At 54.0% G+C, this 16,940-nt stretch carries 15 protein-coding genes; 10 read left to right on the top strand and 5 right to left on the bottom strand.

Annotated elements, in window-relative coordinates; all coding sequences use genetic code 11:
- Positions 1–45 precede the first annotated feature (45 nt).
- The 6 genes from MKX64_RS07200 (at position 46) to MKX64_RS07175 (ending at position 7,036) form a co-directional block, all read left to right on the top strand.
- Positions 46–2,055 carry an ABC transporter substrate-binding protein gene (locus MKX64_RS07200; RefSeq protein WP_341035594.1) on the top strand — a complete coding sequence of 670 codons (2,010 nt, stop codon included), beginning with the start codon at positions 46–48 and terminating at the stop codon, positions 2,053–2,055.
- Positions 2,056–2,179: 124 nt separating this feature from the next.
- The gene (locus MKX64_RS07195; protein WP_155617611.1) at positions 2,180–3,178 is read left to right on the top strand and encodes an ABC transporter permease; all 999 of its coding nucleotides are present in this window, start codon (positions 2,180–2,182) and stop codon (positions 3,176–3,178) included.
- Between the two features lie 2 nt (positions 3,179–3,180).
- Entirely contained in the window at positions 3,181–4,425 is a 1,245-nt protein-coding gene (locus MKX64_RS07190) for an ABC transporter permease (RefSeq protein WP_330163934.1), read from the top strand.
- Entirely contained in the window at positions 4,425–5,510 is a 1,086-nt protein-coding gene (locus MKX64_RS07185) for an ABC transporter ATP-binding protein (protein WP_095266047.1), read from the top strand. Before MKX64_RS07190 ends, MKX64_RS07185 begins: the two co-directional genes overlap by 1 nt.
- A complete protein-coding gene (locus MKX64_RS07180) occupies positions 5,503–6,531 on the top strand; it encodes an ABC transporter ATP-binding protein (protein WP_095265919.1) in 1,029 nt (342 codons plus the stop codon). The genes MKX64_RS07185 and MKX64_RS07180 overlap by 8 nt, the downstream gene beginning before the upstream one ends.
- 229 nt (positions 6,532–6,760) lie before the next feature.
- Positions 6,761–7,036 carry a phage holin family protein gene (locus MKX64_RS07175; RefSeq protein ID WP_095265920.1) on the top strand — a complete coding sequence of 92 codons (276 nt, stop codon included), beginning with the start codon at positions 6,761–6,763 and terminating at the stop codon, positions 7,034–7,036.
- 60 nt (positions 7,037–7,096) lie between these two features.
- Here the strand turns inward: MKX64_RS07175 and MKX64_RS07170 are convergent, their stop codons facing one another.
- Positions 7,097–7,327, bottom strand: coding sequence for a hypothetical protein (locus tag MKX64_RS07170; RefSeq protein ID WP_095265921.1), 231 nt, complete (start codon positions 7,325–7,327; stop codon positions 7,097–7,099).
- Positions 7,328–7,330: 3 nt separating this feature from the next.
- Complete coding sequence (locus MKX64_RS07165; RefSeq protein WP_095265922.1) at positions 7,331–7,900, bottom strand: 5' nucleotidase, NT5C type; 570 nt, start codon at positions 7,898–7,900, stop codon at positions 7,331–7,333.
- A 134-nt stretch (positions 7,901–8,034) separates the two neighbouring features.
- Here MKX64_RS07165 and MKX64_RS07160 point away from each other — a divergent pair, with 134 nt between their 5' ends.
- A complete protein-coding gene (locus tag MKX64_RS07160; RefSeq protein WP_155617614.1) occupies positions 8,035–8,574 on the top strand; it encodes a GNAT family N-acetyltransferase in 540 nt (179 codons plus the stop codon).
- Between the two features lie 121 nt (positions 8,575–8,695).
- Positions 8,696–9,757, top strand: coding sequence for an NAD(P)-dependent alcohol dehydrogenase (locus MKX64_RS07155; protein ID WP_095265924.1), 1,062 nt, complete (start codon positions 8,696–8,698; stop codon positions 9,755–9,757).
- A gap of 117 nt (positions 9,758–9,874) precedes the next feature.
- Here the strand turns inward: MKX64_RS07155 and MKX64_RS07150 are convergent, their stop codons facing one another.
- The 3 genes from MKX64_RS07150 to MKX64_RS07140 form a co-directional block, all read right to left on the bottom strand.
- Positions 9,875–12,784: a WIAG-tail domain gene (locus MKX64_RS07150; protein ID WP_155617615.1), complete on the bottom strand. Its 2,910-nt coding sequence runs from the start codon at positions 12,782–12,784 to the stop codon at positions 9,875–9,877.
- 489 nt (positions 12,785–13,273) lie between these two features.
- The gene (tatC, locus tag MKX64_RS07145; protein WP_095265926.1) at positions 13,274–14,050 is read right to left on the bottom strand and encodes a twin-arginine translocase subunit TatC; all 777 of its coding nucleotides are present in this window, start codon (positions 14,048–14,050) and stop codon (positions 13,274–13,276) included.
- A 31-nt stretch (positions 14,051–14,081) separates the two neighbouring features.
- Positions 14,082–14,333, bottom strand: a complete 252-nt coding sequence (locus MKX64_RS07140) for a MerR family transcriptional regulator (protein ID WP_095265927.1) — start codon at positions 14,331–14,333, stop codon at positions 14,082–14,084.
- A gap of 274 nt (positions 14,334–14,607) precedes the next feature.
- Between MKX64_RS07140 and MKX64_RS07135 the strand changes: the two genes are divergently transcribed.
- The gene (locus MKX64_RS07135; RefSeq protein ID WP_095265928.1) at positions 14,608–16,218 is read left to right on the top strand and encodes a flavin monoamine oxidase family protein; all 1,611 of its coding nucleotides are present in this window, start codon (positions 14,608–14,610) and stop codon (positions 16,216–16,218) included.
- 101 nt (positions 16,219–16,319) lie between these two features.
- Positions 16,320–16,865, top strand: a complete 546-nt coding sequence (locus MKX64_RS07130) for a RidA family protein (protein WP_095265929.1) — start codon at positions 16,320–16,322, stop codon at positions 16,863–16,865.
- Positions 16,866–16,940 lie beyond the last annotated feature (75 nt).

Genomic DNA, 16,940 nt, shown 5'->3' with positions numbered 1-16,940 from the left:
GAAAATAGATAAGTTCAATCAATGCATATTGGGAGGGAGATTCAATTGCGTCAAAAGTTAAGCTTAATCGGTTTGGTTGTACTGCTGATGCTTTCCACATTGACTGCCTGTATGGGCGGAGACAGCGGAACGGCAGGCAACAACAGCACGGTGGAAAGCCAGCAGACTGATAATACAACCGCTACGGCGGAAGCTGCCACAGCTCAAATTCCGGACATTAAGAGCGCGGCGGAGCTGACAAGCTTCCAGGAAGCTCCAATGCTGGCCGAGCTGGTCCAGGCCGGTACTTTGGAGCCGGTTGAGGCACGGATGCCGGTTAAAGAGGACATTATGATCGAGCCGGTATACGAGGAAATCGGAAAGTACGGCGGAGAGTGGAACTTCCCATGGAACGGGCCGGATGACAAGTGGGGAATCGGCATGGCCACCGAGGAAGCGATGTTCCGCTTTACGGAGGACGGCAGCGGCGTGGAGCCGAACGTAGCGAAAGGCTATGATGTCAATGCGGATTCAACCGAGTTCACGATCTATCTTCGCGAAGGCATGAGATGGTCCGACGGCGTGCCGTTTACGGCCGATGATGTCGTGTTCTACTGGGAGCATATGCTGATTCCTGAGACGTTCAGTAAAGCGCTGTATGACTGCTACTATTCGGTGGATCCGGTGACGGGCGAGAAAGCGCGCGCTGACGTAACTAAAGTGGACGATTACACGGTCAAAGTGACGTTCAAGCATCCGAATGTCATGTTCCTGGAGCGCCTGGCAATTGATAACAAATGGTTCTTTGCTCCGGCGCATTATTACAAAACCGTTCTTCCTGAGTTCATCGGGGAGCAGAAGGCGCTGGAAGTGGCCAAGGAATACGGGTTTGAGGACCTGAACACCCTGGGCATGTGGACAGGCTACTACTACTGGCTCTACCCGCAGCGTCCAACCCTTCGCGCATGGGTAGCCAAAAACGATATGAACAGCGACCGGTTTATTATGGAGCGCAACCCGTATTTCTTCAAAGTGGATGCCGCAGGCAATCAACTGCCGTATATGGATCGCATTGTCCTGACGAAAATGCAAGATCCGAGCCATAAGCTGCTTGAGACGATGGCCGGCAAGATAGAGATTACAACATTTGGCTTTACGGATTTCACGGTGCTTAAAGAAAATGAGCAAAAAGGCGACTATCGGGTCATTCAATGGACCACCTCAAGCTGGTCCAGCACGGGCGTGCAATTGAATCAGACGACAGAAGATCCGAAACTGCGCGAGCTGTTCCAGGACATCCGTTTCCGTGAGGCGCTGTCGGTAGCGGTGGACCGCAGGGAAATTTCGGAGATGATCACTAACGGTCTCGGTGAGCCGATCCAGGCTTCGGTGTCGGAAGGGCTGCCGAACGAGCAGGCAGGATGGGCGCAGCAGTGGGCGGAATACGACACGGCGCGTGCAGAGCAGCTGCTGGATGACATCGGATTGAAATGGGATGCGGAGCGCAAATTCCGCACATTCGCGGACGGATCGAACCTGACGTTAACCATCTATCAGGAAGATACGGCAGATGATCCGCGGTTTATCGAACTGCTGCGCAAGTACTATCAGGCGGTTGGAATTCGCACAGATGTCAAAATTGTGGATCAGGGAAGTTATTTTGATCTGAAATATGCCAATAAAATTCCGGTATCCGTCAAGTCGGTCAACATTGTAAGCCTGGCTTACCGTCCGGACGAGCTGGTTCCGCTTCGCGTCATTACGCCTTGGTTCGGTCATTACGGACTGTTCACGTCTTCCGGAGGCAAGGAAGGGGTTAAGCCTGAAGGCGATGTTGCGAAGATTCTGGAACTGTGGGATAAGGTCAAGGGCTCCAAGACGAGAGAAGAAGTTCAGGAGTGGACTGACGAAATCGTCAAGCTGCATCAGAAGAACCAGTGGGTCATCGGCTACAGCGGCCCTACACCGGTGCTCGTCGTGGCTAAGAACAACCTGAGAAACGTGCCTTCGCTTGTGTTCTCGGATGAATTCCGCGGCATCGGCCATGCGCATCCGGCCCAGTTCTTCCTGAAGTAATTCGTTTCGTCTAACCGAATAACTACAAGCCAGGGAGAGCTACAGCTTAGGCGGCTGCATGTTCTTCTCCCTGGCTGATTTTTTTGAAATACGAGATGTAAGGAAAGGAGCGGCATAGCCCCCTATGATTCGGTATATTGCCAAGCGCACGCTGGTGATGATCCCTGTGTCACTTGCAGTTTCCATGATTGTTTTCTTCATCATTCAGCTCCCTCCGGGAGACTTTATCAGCGGTTATGCAGCGAAAATGTCGGCTAGCGGAGAAGTGATGGACGCGCAGGCGCTCGCGAAGCTCCGTGAAAACTATGGGCTGGATCGGCCGTGGTATACGCAATATTTTTCCTGGATATGGGGGATTCTGACCAGCGGTGACTTTGGATACTCCCTGAGCTATAACCGTCCGGTGTCGGAGATTATCGGCCAGTACATGGGCATCACCGTTATTATTTCTTTGGCAACGATGATTTTTACGTACGTGGTTGCTATTCCGATCGGCATTCTAAGTGCTGTTAAGAAGTATTCCTTTTTTGATTATTTCGCAACCGGGGTCGGATTCCTGGGCATGGCGACGCCAAACTTTTTGTTTGCGATCATTCTGATGTTCCTATCCTTTCAATGGTGGGGCGATCCGATGCTGGGACTGTTCTCTCCCGAATTTGCCGATGCGCCGTGGACGGCCGCGAAATGGATGGATTTGCTGAAACATATGATCATTCCAGTCATCGTGATCGGAACGTCCAACACATGCGAGCTGATTCGGGTCATGCGGGGGCAGATGCTGGATGAGATGTCCAAGCCGCATATCGTGACCGCGCGTGCCAAGGGGCTTCCCGAGTGGAAGATCCTGCTCAAATATTCGATGCGTGCAGCGGTGAATCCGGTGATCAGCACGATCGGGTGGTCGCTTACAACGATCTTTACAGGCTCGACGATTACGGCTATTGTGCTGAATCTGCCGACCCAAGGGCCAGTCATGCACCGGGCGCTGCTCAGTCAGGATATGTATCTGGCGGGAAGCTGGCTGCTGTTGATGGCGATATTCACCCTGATTGGCACCCTGTTGTCGGATATACTGCTGGCCTGGCTGGACCCACGAATCCGGCTGGATCGGAAGGAGGCATAACGGTGGCACAGTTGAAGTTGATACAACGCTGGCAGGGCAGACATCACCGCAAGACCGGACAAGACGGCTTGAACGGAAAGCCGGGCGAAGAACTGGGCAACGCGTCCCACTGGAGGCTCATGCTGCGCGAGCTCAAACGCCACAAGCTGGCCCGCATCAGTCTGATCGTGCTGGCTGCGCTCTATACCGTGGCGCTGTTCGGCGCATTTATCGCACCGCAGGGACTGGAGAGCTACAACAGCGAGTATATGAACAGCCCGCCGACCAAGGTCCGGTTTGTGGATGAGCAAGGCAAATTTCATTGGCAGCCTTTTGTGTACGGCCTGAAATCCGAGCGTGATCCGGAGACGCTTCGCAAGCGGTTCGTTGAGGACACATCCGAGAAGTACAAGATCAAGCTGTTCAGCAGAGGGGAAAGCTATTCCTTCCTCGGCCTGTTCCGGACAGATATCCATCTGTTCGGCGTGGAAGAACCGGGAAGAATCTTTCTGTTCGGTACAGACGGCATGGGCCGCGATCTCTTCTCCCGGGTTGTGCTCGGCAGTCAGGTCTCGCTGACGGTGCCGCTCGTTGGCGTCAGCATCAGTTTTATACTCGGTCTGTTGATCGGGGGCATATCGGGCTATGCGGGTGGGCGCGTGGATGCGGTCATTCAGCGTTTCATTGACATCGTGCGCTCTTTCCCGACGTTGCCGCTGTGGATGGCGCTGGCTGCGGCGATTCCGCCCGGCGTTGGGGTGGTGGAGATGTTCTTCTATATCACCATCATTATGGCCTTTATTGAATGGACGGGGCTTGCGAGGGTCGTGCGAAGCAAATTCATCGCGCTCCGGGGTGAGGACTATGTGGCCGCAGCGAAAATTGCGGGTGTCAGCGATATTAAAATCATTTTTGTGCATCTGATTCCAGGCTTTATCAGCTATCTGGTCGTAGCGGCTACGCTGGCCATTCCCGGCATGATTATCGGGGAGACGGCAATGAGCTTTCTCGGCCTGGGCATTCGTTCTCCGGCTACGAGCTGGGGGGTGCTGATGCAGGAGGCACAGCAGATTGAAAATGTGGCCCTGTATCCGTGGAAGCTGATTCCGCTGCTGTTCGTAATTATGACGGTGCTGGCGTTCAACTTCCTCGGGGATGGGCTGCGCGATGCGGCCGACCCGCACAGCCACAGTCATAGGCCGGCATCCGTCAAGGGAAAGGAGAAGCGCAGATGGTTCAAACGGAAGCACAACAATCAGGCAGCCTAATGCGGGCAGCATCGCCCCTGCCTGGAGCAAGGAAGGCGCTGGAAGTAAGAAACCTCCGGGTGGGCTTTCCTACGGAGGAGGGCATGGTTCAGGCTGTCGGCGGCATTGATCTGGAGATCGAGCGCGGGCGTACGCTGGCGCTGGTAGGGGAATCGGGCTGCGGCAAAAGCGTGACAGGGCGGGCACTGATGGCATTGCAGCCGAAGCATGCCGAGGTGTCGGGAGAGATCTGGCTGACGCCGGGACGGCAAGAAGCACAGCTGGATAGAAGGCTGCGTGCCAGCAGCGAGAACGGCTCCTTCAACCTGCTCCAATTCAAGCCTGGCGGCAAGGAGATGCGCCACGTGCGCGGAGGCTTGATCTCGATGATCTTTCAGGAGCCGATGACGGCGCTGTCCCCGCTGCATACGATTGGAGACCAGATCATGGAGAATATTCTCCTGCATCGCACGAAGAACCGCAAGGAAGCGCGGAGCATTGCCCTGGAAATGATGGAGCGGGTCGGCATCGGCAATGCCCAGCGGCGGCTTGATCAGTACCCGCATGAATTCTCGGGCGGGATGCGCCAGCGGGCGATGATTGCGATGGCGCTGTCCTGTCAGCCGGCGCTGCTGATTGCCGACGAGCCAACCACGGCGCTGGATGTGACGATCCAGGCGCAGGTGCTGGAGCTGATGAAGCAGCTTCAGCATGAGCTCGGCATGGCGATTCTGTTCATTACGCATGATCTTGGCGTTGTGGCGGAAACGGCGGATGAAGTGGCTGTCATGTACTTGGGACGGATTGTGGAACGCGCTCCGGTGCGAGAGCTGTTCCGCAATCCGAAGCACCCGTATACGAAAGGGCTGATGCGTTCCATTCCTCGCATCGGCGGCGTCGGAGGCCGGCTCGCCTCGATTGAGGGCACGGTGCCGCTTCCGCTCAATCGCCCGCCGATGTGCGGCTTCTATGAGCGCTGCTCCGAGCGCATCGAGGGGGTCTGCAACCGGCAGGATGTGCCGGAGAGTGATGCCGGCCCTGGACATAAGGTCCGTTGTTTCCTGTACAGCGAACCGGAGAAGAAAGGGGACAATCCGCATGAATGATAGGATGCTTCAAGTGGAAGGGCTGACGAAACAGTACCGGGGACAGCGCAGATCCGAATGGATTCGGGCGGTATCGGACGTATCCTTCGATATTAGACGAGGGGAGGTCATCAGCCTCGTCGGAGAGTCCGGCTGCGGCAAAACAACGCTTGGCCGCTGTCTGGTCCGCGGGCTGAAGGCGAGCGAGGGTCGCTGCATGTATTATCCGGAGGAGGGCGCGCCTGTCGATATTGTGTCTGCAGGTCATCGGGAATTCAAACGGGTGCGCAAGGACATCCAGCTGATTTTTCAGGACCCGTACTCTTCGCTTAACCCGCGAATGACCGTCTTTGATATTATTAGCGAGCCCTTGCGGGCCAATTTCAAGCTGAGCCGCCGCGAGCTGGAGGAGCGGGTCGCCTCCATCGCCGAGAAGACCGGCTTGAATCCGTCCTACTTGCAGCGGTACCCGCACGCCTTCTCCGGCGGTCAACGGCAGCGCATCGGCATCGCCCGGGCGCTCGTGACCAATCCGAAGCTGGTCGTGTGTGATGAAGCGGTATCGGCGCTGGACGTCTCGATCCAGGCTCAGATTATGAATCTGCTCAAGGATCTGCAGGAGCAGCTTCAGATGACCTACCTGTTCATCTCGCATGATCTGTCGGTTGTAGAGCATCTGTCCGACCGTGTTGCGGTGATGTATCTCGGACGGATTGTGGAGCTGGCCCCGAAATCGGAGCTGTTCACAAGACCCCGACATCCTTATACCGAGGCGCTGCTGTCGGCGGTGCCGATTCCGGACCCAGACGGCAAGCGCGAGCGGATTCTGCTTGACGGGGAAGTGCCCAATCCGGCCGCTCCCCCGTCCGGCTGTTCGTTCCATCCGCGCTGCAGCTACCGGACCGAGCGCTGTGCGCTGGAGCAGCCGAAGCTGCGGGAGATTGCCCCAGGGCATCTGGCAGCATGCCATTATGCAGAGGAACTGATGCTTCGCAGCACCCATGAACAAGTCAAAGAGAACGTGACCTCTGAAGCAGGATAAGCTGTAATAAGGCAGCCGGTTATGTTGTATTCGGACTGTATGTTCGCCGGGTGGCGACCATGAGGAAACGGATTGATGGCCGGTCCAGCGTCCTGTTTCTATCAAAATTCGGAATAATCCCGCCAAGGTTCCGCATACTCTACTAATAGTCTGATATCTATTCGGACAAACGATAGTTTTGCCGCATAGAATATGAAGAGACTCAAGGCATAGAAGGGCAGGGATACCGATGGAATGGGGCATTATCTTTCAATTGATTGATCCTCGGCTGTTCATGGTGGTTGCCGCCTGTTGGGTTATCGGTTATGTGCTGAAGCAGACACCGAGAGTTCCGAATTGGAGCATCGTTTATGTGGTGATCATCGTATCGATTCTGCTTACAGTCGAACTGATCGGCTGGAGCGTGGAGAGCGTTATACAAGGCATTCTTGCGGGGGCTTTTGCGGTGTTTGGTCATCAGGCGGTGAAGCAGACGGCGGAAGCGATCACCCGACTAAGAAAATAGCACCGGCAAGCACAAAAAGCGCGCGATCCTGCAGGGATCTGCGCGCTTTTTGGACAGGGGCTAGATGCGCTGAAACATGACGGTGTCACGGTTATAGCTTGTTCGGGAGCCGGATGCCACATTTCGTACATGCACGACTTCGGAGGAATAGCCTTCGATAAAGCCGCGTTCGATTTCGATATATACACCTGCGGGGTCTTCCTCCCAGACCGTAACGAGCGTCTCCGACAGCGCGGCGGTAAAAAAGTGAATATCCTGCGAGAGGTATTGGCCATTGCGCTCTATAGTCATCGCTTACTCCCTCCCGTCCGGCTTCTCGGACAGCAATTCCCCGACCAGCTCATACATGCCGTCCCACGAGTCTTTGAGCACATAATCCTTCTGGATATGCGCATTCCACGGCCTCGGAATCAGGATAGTCTGCTTGCCGGCCTCTCTGGCGGCGATCACATTATGAGGACCGTCGTCAATGAGAAGATCGAAATCAACTAAATATTTGCGTTTGGCTACAAAAAAATTGTCATACGGAATAAATGGCAGGTGCTGCTGCATCCATTTCCACTTCTCGGGAACCGAGGACGGGCGCGCGGCGGTGATGACGATCACATCATAGTCGGTCATCATCTTCCGAATTTCCTCTACGGTATGCTCATCAAATATGTCGAGCTCCTCATACAGTCCGGGTCTGCCGAAAAACACATCCTCGGTGCACTGCGGATGCCAGATGCCATGCAGGTTGAAGCTTGTAATGTGTTCCATGGCCAGCTGAGGCTGATCGTACTGGGCATTGTGATAGCTGATCGCTTTCGGGATGAGGTGGCAGATCGTATCGTCCATGTCGATGGCCACGATTTTTTTACTCATAATTACGCTCCTGTAATAACTCAACATAATGGTGATTTTCCGTTATTGTAACGGATGGAAGAGACCAAAGGCAAACGTTGTCTGATATAATGAAATACATGAGTTGAGAGAATAGTATATCTAAAGGAGAGTTCATGTATACAGATCAAGAATTGACTATCCGCCCGATCGGCGAGCCGGATTTATATCATCTATGGACCTTAATCTATAAGGAAGAACAGCCGGAGTGGAAGAAATGGGATGCTCCCTATTACCCGCATAAGACGATGAGCTATGAAGAATTTCTGACCTCTGCCGACAAATGGGTACAGGCCGACGATTTCTGGGTTATTGAAGTGGACGGCGCAGTCAGGGGGACCGTCTCTTATTATTGGGAGCACGAGCCCTCCCGCTGGCTGGAGATGGGCATTGTACTCTATGAGAATGAATCATGGGTAAGAGGACTGGGAACCCGGGCGTTAAAGTTATGGATGGCTCATTTGTTCCGGACATTGCCGCTGGTTCGGGTTGGCATTACCACCTGGTCAGGCAATGAGCGAATGATGCGGGTTGGAGACAAGCTGGGCATGCAGATGGAGGCCAGAATTCGCAAAGTCCGTTATTACAACGGACATTACTATGACTCGATCCGGATGGGGATTTTGCGGGAGGAGTGGCTTCAGCTGCAAGGATAGGATAGAACGTTCCGATGCCGGGGCGTGATTTCGCAAGGCAAGCCGCAAGTCTGACGAAGTGAATCCGGATCGTGTAGAATGGAGAAGAAAGCGATTACTTTACCGAAAGGTGGGGGAATGTATGTCACAGCAACCAATGATGTCTGCGGCGGTGCTTGACCGTCCGTTGTCGATCGAAGTCAAGCAGGTGCCTGTTCCTGAGCCAAAGCCTGACGAGGCGCTGATACGGGTCCATTGTATTGGCATCTGCGGCTCGGATGTCCATTATTATGAGCATGGACGAATTGGAAGATATGAAGTGAAGGAACCGCTTATTCTAGGGCATGAGCTGGCCGGGGTCGTTGTTCGGACAGGGGAGAACGTGACGAACGTTGCGCCTGGAGACCGGGTAGCCGTAGAGCCAGGTGTTACTTGCGGGAGATGCTCATATTGCAAAAGCGGAAGATATAACCTGTGCCCCGACGTTGTCTTTATGGCTACCCCGCCTGTAGATGGGGCGTGGGCGGAATATGTTGCGGTACGAAGCGATTTCCTGTTCCGCTTGCCGGATGAGATGAGCTTTGAGGAAGGGGCGTTGCTGGAGCCGCTCTCGGTAGGCATCCATGCGGTGCGGCGGGGCCGCATACGCCCTGAGGATCGGGTGTTGGTGCTCGGCCTAGGCCCGATCGGCCTGCTTGCCATACAGGCTGCCCGGATGGCTGGCGCATCGGCCGTGTACGGCAGCGATGTGGTGGAATTCCGCCGGAAGCTGGCGCTGCAGATGGGAGCGGCCGGCGTCATCGATCCGCAGCAAGACGATGTGAGCGAACGGATCCAGGAAGTAACCGGCGGCGGGGGCATCGACCTGGTTATCGAGACATCGGGCAATGCGGGAGCGATTGCAGGCTCGATCGGTTATGTCAATCGCGGAGGCCGGATCGTGCTGGTCGGCTTGCCGACCCGGGATGCCATTCCCGTGGATATCGGCGCGCTGGTCGATGCCGAACTGGACGTGCACGGCGTGTTTCGTTATGTGAACACATACCCTGCTGCGATCCGGATGCTGGAAGGCGGTAGTCACCGGATTCGAGATATCATTACACATCAATTTTCGCTGAACGAGATCAAGGAAGCGATCGAGCTTGCCAGAACCCAGAAGGACAGCAGTGTGAAGGTGATGATCTACCCTCATTCAACTTCATGACGAAAGAGACGAACGGAAGAGGTTCGATACGTGAGCTTGCTAGCGATTGCTGAATCCTAGATATAAAAGTAACAGGCATGCTTCCAAAAAAGGAAGCATGCCTGTTACTTTAGGATGTCATGAGCAGGGACCGACAGCGATCCAGGAGATAAACCCATAGGATAGATTGCAGTCCGGCTGCCGTACAACCTCCAGTTCTGCGGTGTGCTTGTGTTGAGATTTGATAGAGAACTGGAAGCCAAGACTATTGCTCATCCCAACGATAACATAATTGATGTCTGCAAAAGGCTCATCAAAATTCACGTTTACGTTGATCTGAGTTTCTGTTCCAGTCAGAACAAACGGTGTAATGCCGAACTGCTGGAGCTTTGCCTGCCCCCCAGCTGTACTGCGGATAGGAGGGAAGGTTAGGTGTTCGAAGGAAACGATACCCTTGTTCAGATGCTGGCCGGATACAGCACCTTCTGCCAGATGCTTGCTGTCGACAGCTCCCTCGGATATATGCTGCGACGTAACGGTACCTGTTGTCATGTGATGGGCTTGGATCGCCCCGGCTGCAATATGGTTATCCTTAATCTCCCCGTCTTGCACATGCTGAGCCATAATGGATTGGTCTCCAATATGCGGGGAGAACACACTGCCTGCTTGCAGATGCTCTGAGGCTATCGAGCCCGGACGGATCTTGCCGCTGCTGACAGCATGGTCCTGCAGATTGTCTTCAGCCACAGATCCAAGGGAAAGGTGGATGTTCGAGATCGACTGAGGTGCAAGCTTAGTTCCTTGTATGCTGGCATCGGCATAATGCTCTGGAGAACGAAGCTCATCGGCAAGGTGCTCCAAGGTGATGGCTTGCTTCTGTAAGTGGGGGCCGCTGATGGAGTTCTGTGCAATATGCGCTCCGCTGATGGCTTCCCTTTCGATATGGCTGCCGTTCACGGCTTGAGGAGCGATTTTATCCGAGCTGATTGCACCGTTCCGAATCGCTTCTCCAGCGACAGATTCCGCAGACAGGTGAGTGCCTTCGATCGCATGGGCGGCTATTTTGTCTTTAGTAATGCTGCCTTCTGCCAGCTTGGAGGACGTAACGGCCAGATCGGCAAGCTTGTCGGTTGATACGCTTTCCGGGGACAGCTTCAAGGAAGTGACTGCATAATCTGTTAGGTGACGCGGAAATACAGCACCCTCCCCAATCAGGGATTCCGTAACCGCGCCAAGCGAAATCTTCTCTGAGGTGATCGAGCCGTCGGCAAGCGCACTGGTCTTCACGCTCCCCTGCTGCATATGCCGGCTTTCAATGGTCTCGTCTGCGATATGCCACCCTTGCACAGCCTGCTCCTGAATCGAACCCGAGCCGACACTGCCGATGTTCAGATGATGTTCCTTGATGGATTGCTTAGTGATGTGCTCTGAGGTGACGCCTTCTGGAGCGATATTAGTTCCACCGACGGATCCGAAAGCCAGCTTGCTGGCGGTCACACTTCCCGAGGCGAGCTTATCTTCGCTGACGGCCCCTTGTTTAAGGTGCTGGTCGGCTATAGCTGCATCCGCGATGTGGCGCTCTTCAATCGCCTTTGGCTGAATGGCGTTCCTATTGACGCTATTATTTCCGAAGTGGGCCGGAAGAAGGCTTCCCTCGGCGATATGGGCAGAGCCGATTGCGTTTACTGTCAAGTGCTGAGTCTGAATCGATTGCGGCGCTATATGGGCGGCCTCGACCGATCCTTTGGCCAGATGTCGGGCTTGAACCGCTTCGTTAGCAATTTTCTGCGGCAGAATGCTCTGGTCGGCAATTTTCGAAGCTGTTACCGCATGCTCCACCAACTTAATGGTTCCGACGGACTGATCCGCCAGCTTCGGACTCGTCACGCTGGCATTTCCGAGATGACTGCTGAGTATGGCCTCGTTGCTGATTTGCTCCGAACCGACCGAGCCCTTCTGAATTTGTTCAGGTCCGATGGATCCTTTGGCCAGGTGGACGGATTGAATGGCTCCGTTCTGGATGTGAGGGGATTGCACGGCTTCCTCGGCTATTTGCGCCGGACCGATGCATTCGGGAGCCAGGTGCTCGCGGTTCACGGCGCCATGCCCAAGATGGTCTCCATGGATGGATTGAGCCGTAATATGGCTGCTGCCGATAGCTCCCGGTTCGATTTTGTCCCCGGTTACGGCGAAGTCGCGAATTTTGGAGGTCGTTACCGCCTGTTCTGCGAGCTTGGAGTTATGGACCGCCCCGTTTGCCAGATGGCGTGTCTCCACTGCGCTCGAAGCGATTTTGTCGTTGGTTACGGCTTGATCATCCAGAATTTCGCTTGTAATAAGCAATTGGCTGATATGACGGGCGGTAATGCTGCCGTCAGCGATTTTGTCCCCCGTGACGGCGCGGTCTGCCAGCTTCTGAGAGGTGATGCTGCTATCCTTTATTTTACTTGTGTTAATCGAGTTGTCCCGAAGTTTGCGAGTGGATAGGGATCCGTCAACGATATGTTCACCCGAAATGGACAAAGGAGCGATTTTCCCGGATGTTATCGTGCCTTCGGCTAAATGAACGCTGGTGATCGCATAATCTTGGATTGCTTCTGAGCCAATGGCCCCGGGCGCTAATTTTGACGCAGAAATTGCATGGGGAGCGATTCGGCTCTCGGTGACGGCAAACTCGCCGATATCCTCGGTGAATATGAAAGCTTCCTTCAGCTCTGGCATTTGTTTCTCAGCCAGTATCTTTTGGACCGGCTTCTCTCCTTCTACCGCGGATTCCGCCTCCTGGTTCAGAACTGATTTGGATTCGCTCCGGTCTCTGTCTAGTATACTTACATCGAACCCAATACCCGATTCATTGTCGAAATGTTCATGCTCGACAACCTGCTCTTCGGCTACGGCCGCTCCCATAATCTTTGCAGGCTTCTCCTGTCTATGGACCGGTGTCATTCCATTGCCCAGAAAATCCAACTCCCTTGTATTGGCATCGACGATATATCGTTTATCTGGCGTTGAGGCCGAAGAGGGCTTCTGCTTTTTTCTTTTTTTCAAGGCTGCTCGCTCCTTTTCGAAAATACGGTTATCTTCGGTATCATATGCACGCTAGTGGGCCGCTGTCACCGTGAGGAACTCGCATATATTCATAATTTTCCACTTATAAAATGAAAGGACCCGGCGAATTCGCCGGGTCCAGCATGTTGCGCTTATCCATGCGCTATGAAATTTAACCCCTGCCCCTCCCATGACGGGTGTTCAGACGGTTCCGTGTTAGAAGTTCATATCAGGAAGACAGCTTCCAAAACAACAAAAGCCCTGCCTCTCTTTCGTCCTTGCGGCTCCGATGACCGCTCCAGTGTGAATCAGAAAACGTTCCAATAAAACTCATACTTGTTGGGTTATTAAATAGGAATTTTACACTTCGTGATAGTTATAGAATTAACCTTGTTGAGGAACTTACGGGGTTAAACTTCGGATAACAATTACTTATTATACACTATACTCTGCTCAAAAAGCAAATCGGGGTCTTATGCTCCGCTGAATCTATGCGGTTTGACCCGCATGATCGGCCGGATCCGGCTGCAGCTGCAACTGCTCCCGTGCGATCTGCCTGCGGTGCATTCTGTGTGCCAGCCAGGCGCTCAGCTCGTACAGGGCGATTAGCGGTATGGCGACGAGCAGATGAGATACCAGGTCCGGTGGCGAGATGAGCGCGGCGATGATGACAAGGACCAGGTAGGCGTAACGGCGCATCGTTCTGAGAAGCGCGGGCTGAAGCAGACCGATCCGGGTGAGGAACAGCACGACGACCGGCAGCTCAAACGCAAGGGACAGCGGAATCACAATGCTGATCATGAAGCCGAAGTACTGGGACACCCCGTACGTTTCAGCTAGGTTCAGCTGGGCGTTGATGCTGCCCGTGAAGGCAAGACTCATCGGGAAAACGACAAAGTAAGCAAAAGAAATCCCGGCCACGAAGCACACAGCCGAAAACGGAACAAAGCGCAGTGTTGCGGACTTCTCCTGCCTGCTCAAGCCCTCCTGTACAAACCGCCAGGTCTGGTAGAATGCAAACGGCAGGGTCGGGGCCAGCGAGAGCACCATTGCAATGCTCATATAGATTCGAAGGCCGTCCCAGGGGGAGAAGGCATTCCAATTCACCTGAAAGGCGGGCGAGTGCAGCTTGAGAAAGCTTAGAAGATGCGGCGCGGCAGCCAGCCCGATGCCCATCGACAGCACGAACACCAGCAGGATTAGCAGGATCCGCTTTCTAAGCTCGGCGATGTGCTCCAGGATCGTCATCGTTTTGTTGTGCTCCATCAGGCTCTCCCTCCTTTATCATTTTCAGTTTTCAGCGGTACGCCGGCGCACAGCGCTTGGTTTTTGGCGAGATTATTTCTTTCAGTTCAAATGTATTAAATCCCTCCTGCATCTTTTGGTGGATTTCCTGCAATTTTTGCACATCCTCAAAGGAATAGCGCCGATTCCCTCCTTTCGTGCGGGCTGGAAATACCAGCTTTCGCTCCTCGTAGTAACGAATTTGCCTTTCCGACAGCCCGGTTAACTCACACACTACCCCGATGCTCATGACCTTACTTTCCATTCATATTACCTCCTGTGTAACTATTATTAACCCAAACGGAAGCGTAATGCTTGGGGAGTACACCGAATTGAAAGCTGGTTGATAAGGATGTGGATGTCAACGCTTGTTAGCGGAAGATTTTATGACATTGATTTTATGAAAAACGGTTAAAAAAAGCAATTGTTTTTCAAAAAATAAAAATTGTGTAAGAAATCCTGACAATATTTAAGTCAAAACCCATTTTCTTTGTTAATATCGGCTCATAACCTGACTACATAGCCGAGGAGTGATCGCGATGGCAACAAAGGAACAGTCAAAAGAGATGACCCGCAGACAGTTTTTGAACACCGTGGGCAAGCTGGGCGGCTCCGTCGCTGTCTTCAGCCTGATGGGCACGATGGGCCTTCTCACTCCCCAAACGTTGAAGGCGGCTGAATTTACGCCTCCCGGTCGAAATGATCTTCAGCTAAGCGGACGCACCGGCCAGAAAATCATCATACTCGGGGCAGGCATTGCAGGCTTGACCGCCGCCTATGAGCTGGGACTGGCTGGTTACGACTGCACGCTGCTGGAAGCGAAAGGTCATGCCGGCGGACGATGCTGGACCATCCGTAAGGGAACGGCCGCCAGTGAGATCGGCACGGGTCTTCAGATCGCCCGCTTCGACAATGACCCGGGACTGTATTTCAATGCCGGGCCGATGCGGATTCCGCAGTTTCATGTCACGATGGAATACTGCCGCACTTTAGGGGTGGCCATCGAGCCGTTCAACAATGTGAATGAGAGCGGCTATTACTATAACGAGAATGCAGGGCCTCTGTCCGGCCAGCGTGTGCCCAAGCGTGCAGCCAAGGCGGATATGCGCGGGTATGTCGCGGAGATGCTCGCCAAGGCGGTCGATCAGAAAGCGCTGGATCTGCCGCTTGGACCCGAGGAAAAGGCAAAGCTGGTGGAGTATTTGCGGGCGGAGGGAGATCTGAGCCCGGACCTGTTCTACAAGGGGTCATCCCGCGGCGGCTACAAGACCGAGCCGGCCAGCCGGCTCGATGCCGGTGTGCGTCGTGACCCGTTCGATCTGAAGTCCATTGTGAATTCAGGCTTCGGTAACTATTTCAGCAACGAATACAGCTACGATCAGCAGATGCTCATGTTCCATCCCGTTGGCGGCATGGATGCGATTGTTAAAGCCTTCGAGAAGCATGTCGGGGACCGGATCAAATACCGGACCGAGGTGCAGGAGATTCGCCAGTCTGCATCCGGCGTGCGCGTCGTATACAAGGATCTGGCGACCAAGCAGGAGCATGAGATTGCCGGTGACTACTGCATTTGCACCATCCCGTTATCTGTCCTCAAAAAAATCCCCGCTGATTTCTCCCCGGACATGGCCAAGGCCATTAACAGTACACGTTATGCCTCTGCAGGCAAGATCGGGTTGCAGTTCAAACGCCGGTTCTGGGAGGAGGATGAGCATCTGTACGGCGGCAGCAGCCTGACCAATATGGACATTACGCAAATCTATTATCCGTCCAACGATTATTTCAGCAAAAAGGGAATTCTGCTCGGTTATTACGCTTACGGCGGCATTGCAGATAAGCTTGGCGGGATGTCCTATCAAGAGCGCGAGAAGCTTGCGCTGACCCAAGGAGCGAAGATTCATCCGCAGTATATGAAGGAGTTTGACGCTTCCTTTTCAATTGACTGGAAGCGAGTGCCGTACCAAGAAGGCGGATGGGTGTCCTACTCCGCAGACGATCGCCAGACCTTCTACAAGACGCTGTGCAAGCCGGACAACCGGATTTATCTGGCAGGCGAGCATATCAGCTACATTACTGCGTGGCAGGCGGGAGCCATGGAGTCGGCAAGGGTGGTGGTGAGCGATATTCATCAACGCGTCATGCAGGCTTAACAGCAGGCTGTCGTTACTGGACCGGACAAATCGGTGCAGAGGCGGCGCATGGCGGCGGGCATCCTACCCTGGTTTAATGAAGAGAGGAGTGTTTTTTTATAATGAAACGTAAATGGAGATCTATAGCCCTTCTGACCTTGATGTTCAGCGCTGTCAGCATGGTCGCTTATGCTGATTCGCCTTCCGATGTGGCGGAGAAGCCGTCGATTGCGGCAGGTTCGCCGCCGATATTTTATGGCAGCCCGACCTCATCTATCGCAAGTGGTGTGATCGTTCCTGAAGGCGCAGCCTATCTATACACGAGCGGCACCGTTCCGCCTGTCATTAACAGGAATGGGAAGACGGTGTACGGGCGGTATGGCGATACGAAGACACAGGCCATCGGGACGTTGAAGGCGATTGAGCGGCAGCTCAAGGAGCAGGGGCTGTCCATGAAGGATGTGGTGTATTTGCGGGCCTATCTAACGCCTGATGCTGCGATGGATGGTGCTTTTGATTACAATGGTTGGTTTGAGGCTTATGCCCAGTTCTTCAACAATGAACAGAACCCGGTGAAGCCTGCGCGCTCTACGGTGGGCGTGGCAAGCCTGGTTAATTCAGATTGGCTGATCGAGATCGAGGCGGTTGCGGTGTATCCGAGTAAATAAGAGAGAACCTCACTTTAGCTGTGCAGGCAGGCTGTCGCATGATGTGTGGATCAGATGTTTCGGAAATGGTGAAAG

Origin of the sequence: Paenibacillus sp. FSL M8-0334, assembly GCF_038000405.1 — a bacterium.
Classification (GTDB): Bacteria; Bacillota; Bacilli; order Paenibacillales; family Paenibacillaceae; genus Paenibacillus_AQ; species Paenibacillus_AQ campinasensis.
This window is presented reverse-complemented; position numbering and strand designations above follow the sequence as displayed.

What these genes read in the sequence shown, in the direction of transcription:
- MKX64_RS07195 (WP_155617611.1), top strand. Translation starts at nt 2,180, where the DNA reads ATGATTCGGTATATTGCCAAGCGCACGCTGGTGATGATCCCTGTGTCA.
- MKX64_RS07185 (WP_095266047.1), top strand. Translation starts at nt 4,425, where the DNA reads ATGCGGGCAGCATCGCCCCTGCCTGGAGCAAGGAAGGCGCTGGAAGTA.
- MKX64_RS07180 (WP_095265919.1), top strand. Translation starts at nt 5,503, where the DNA reads ATGAATGATAGGATGCTTCAAGTGGAAGGGCTGACGAAACAGTACCGG.
- MKX64_RS07175 (WP_095265920.1), top strand. Translation starts at nt 6,761, where the DNA reads ATGGAATGGGGCATTATCTTTCAATTGATTGATCCTCGGCTGTTCATG.
- MKX64_RS07170 (WP_095265921.1), bottom strand. Translation starts at nt 7,327, where the DNA reads ATGACTATAGAGCGCAATGGCCAATACCTCTCGCAGGATATTCACTTT.
- MKX64_RS07165 (WP_095265922.1), bottom strand. Translation starts at nt 7,900, where the DNA reads ATGAGTAAAAAAATCGTGGCCATCGACATGGACGATACGATCTGCCAC.
- MKX64_RS07160 (WP_155617614.1), top strand. Translation starts at nt 8,035, where the DNA reads ATGTATACAGATCAAGAATTGACTATCCGCCCGATCGGCGAGCCGGAT.
- MKX64_RS07155 (WP_095265924.1), top strand. Translation starts at nt 8,696, where the DNA reads ATGTCACAGCAACCAATGATGTCTGCGGCGGTGCTTGACCGTCCGTTG.
- tatC (WP_095265926.1), bottom strand. Translation starts at nt 14,050, where the DNA reads ATGGAGCACAACAAAACGATGACGATCCTGGAGCACATCGCCGAGCTT.
- MKX64_RS07140 (WP_095265927.1), bottom strand. Translation starts at nt 14,333, where the DNA reads ATGGAAAGTAAGGTCATGAGCATCGGGGTAGTGTGTGAGTTAACCGGG.
- MKX64_RS07135 (WP_095265928.1), top strand. Translation starts at nt 14,608, where the DNA reads ATGGCAACAAAGGAACAGTCAAAAGAGATGACCCGCAGACAGTTTTTG.
- MKX64_RS07130 (WP_095265929.1), top strand. Translation starts at nt 16,320, where the DNA reads ATGAAACGTAAATGGAGATCTATAGCCCTTCTGACCTTGATGTTCAGC.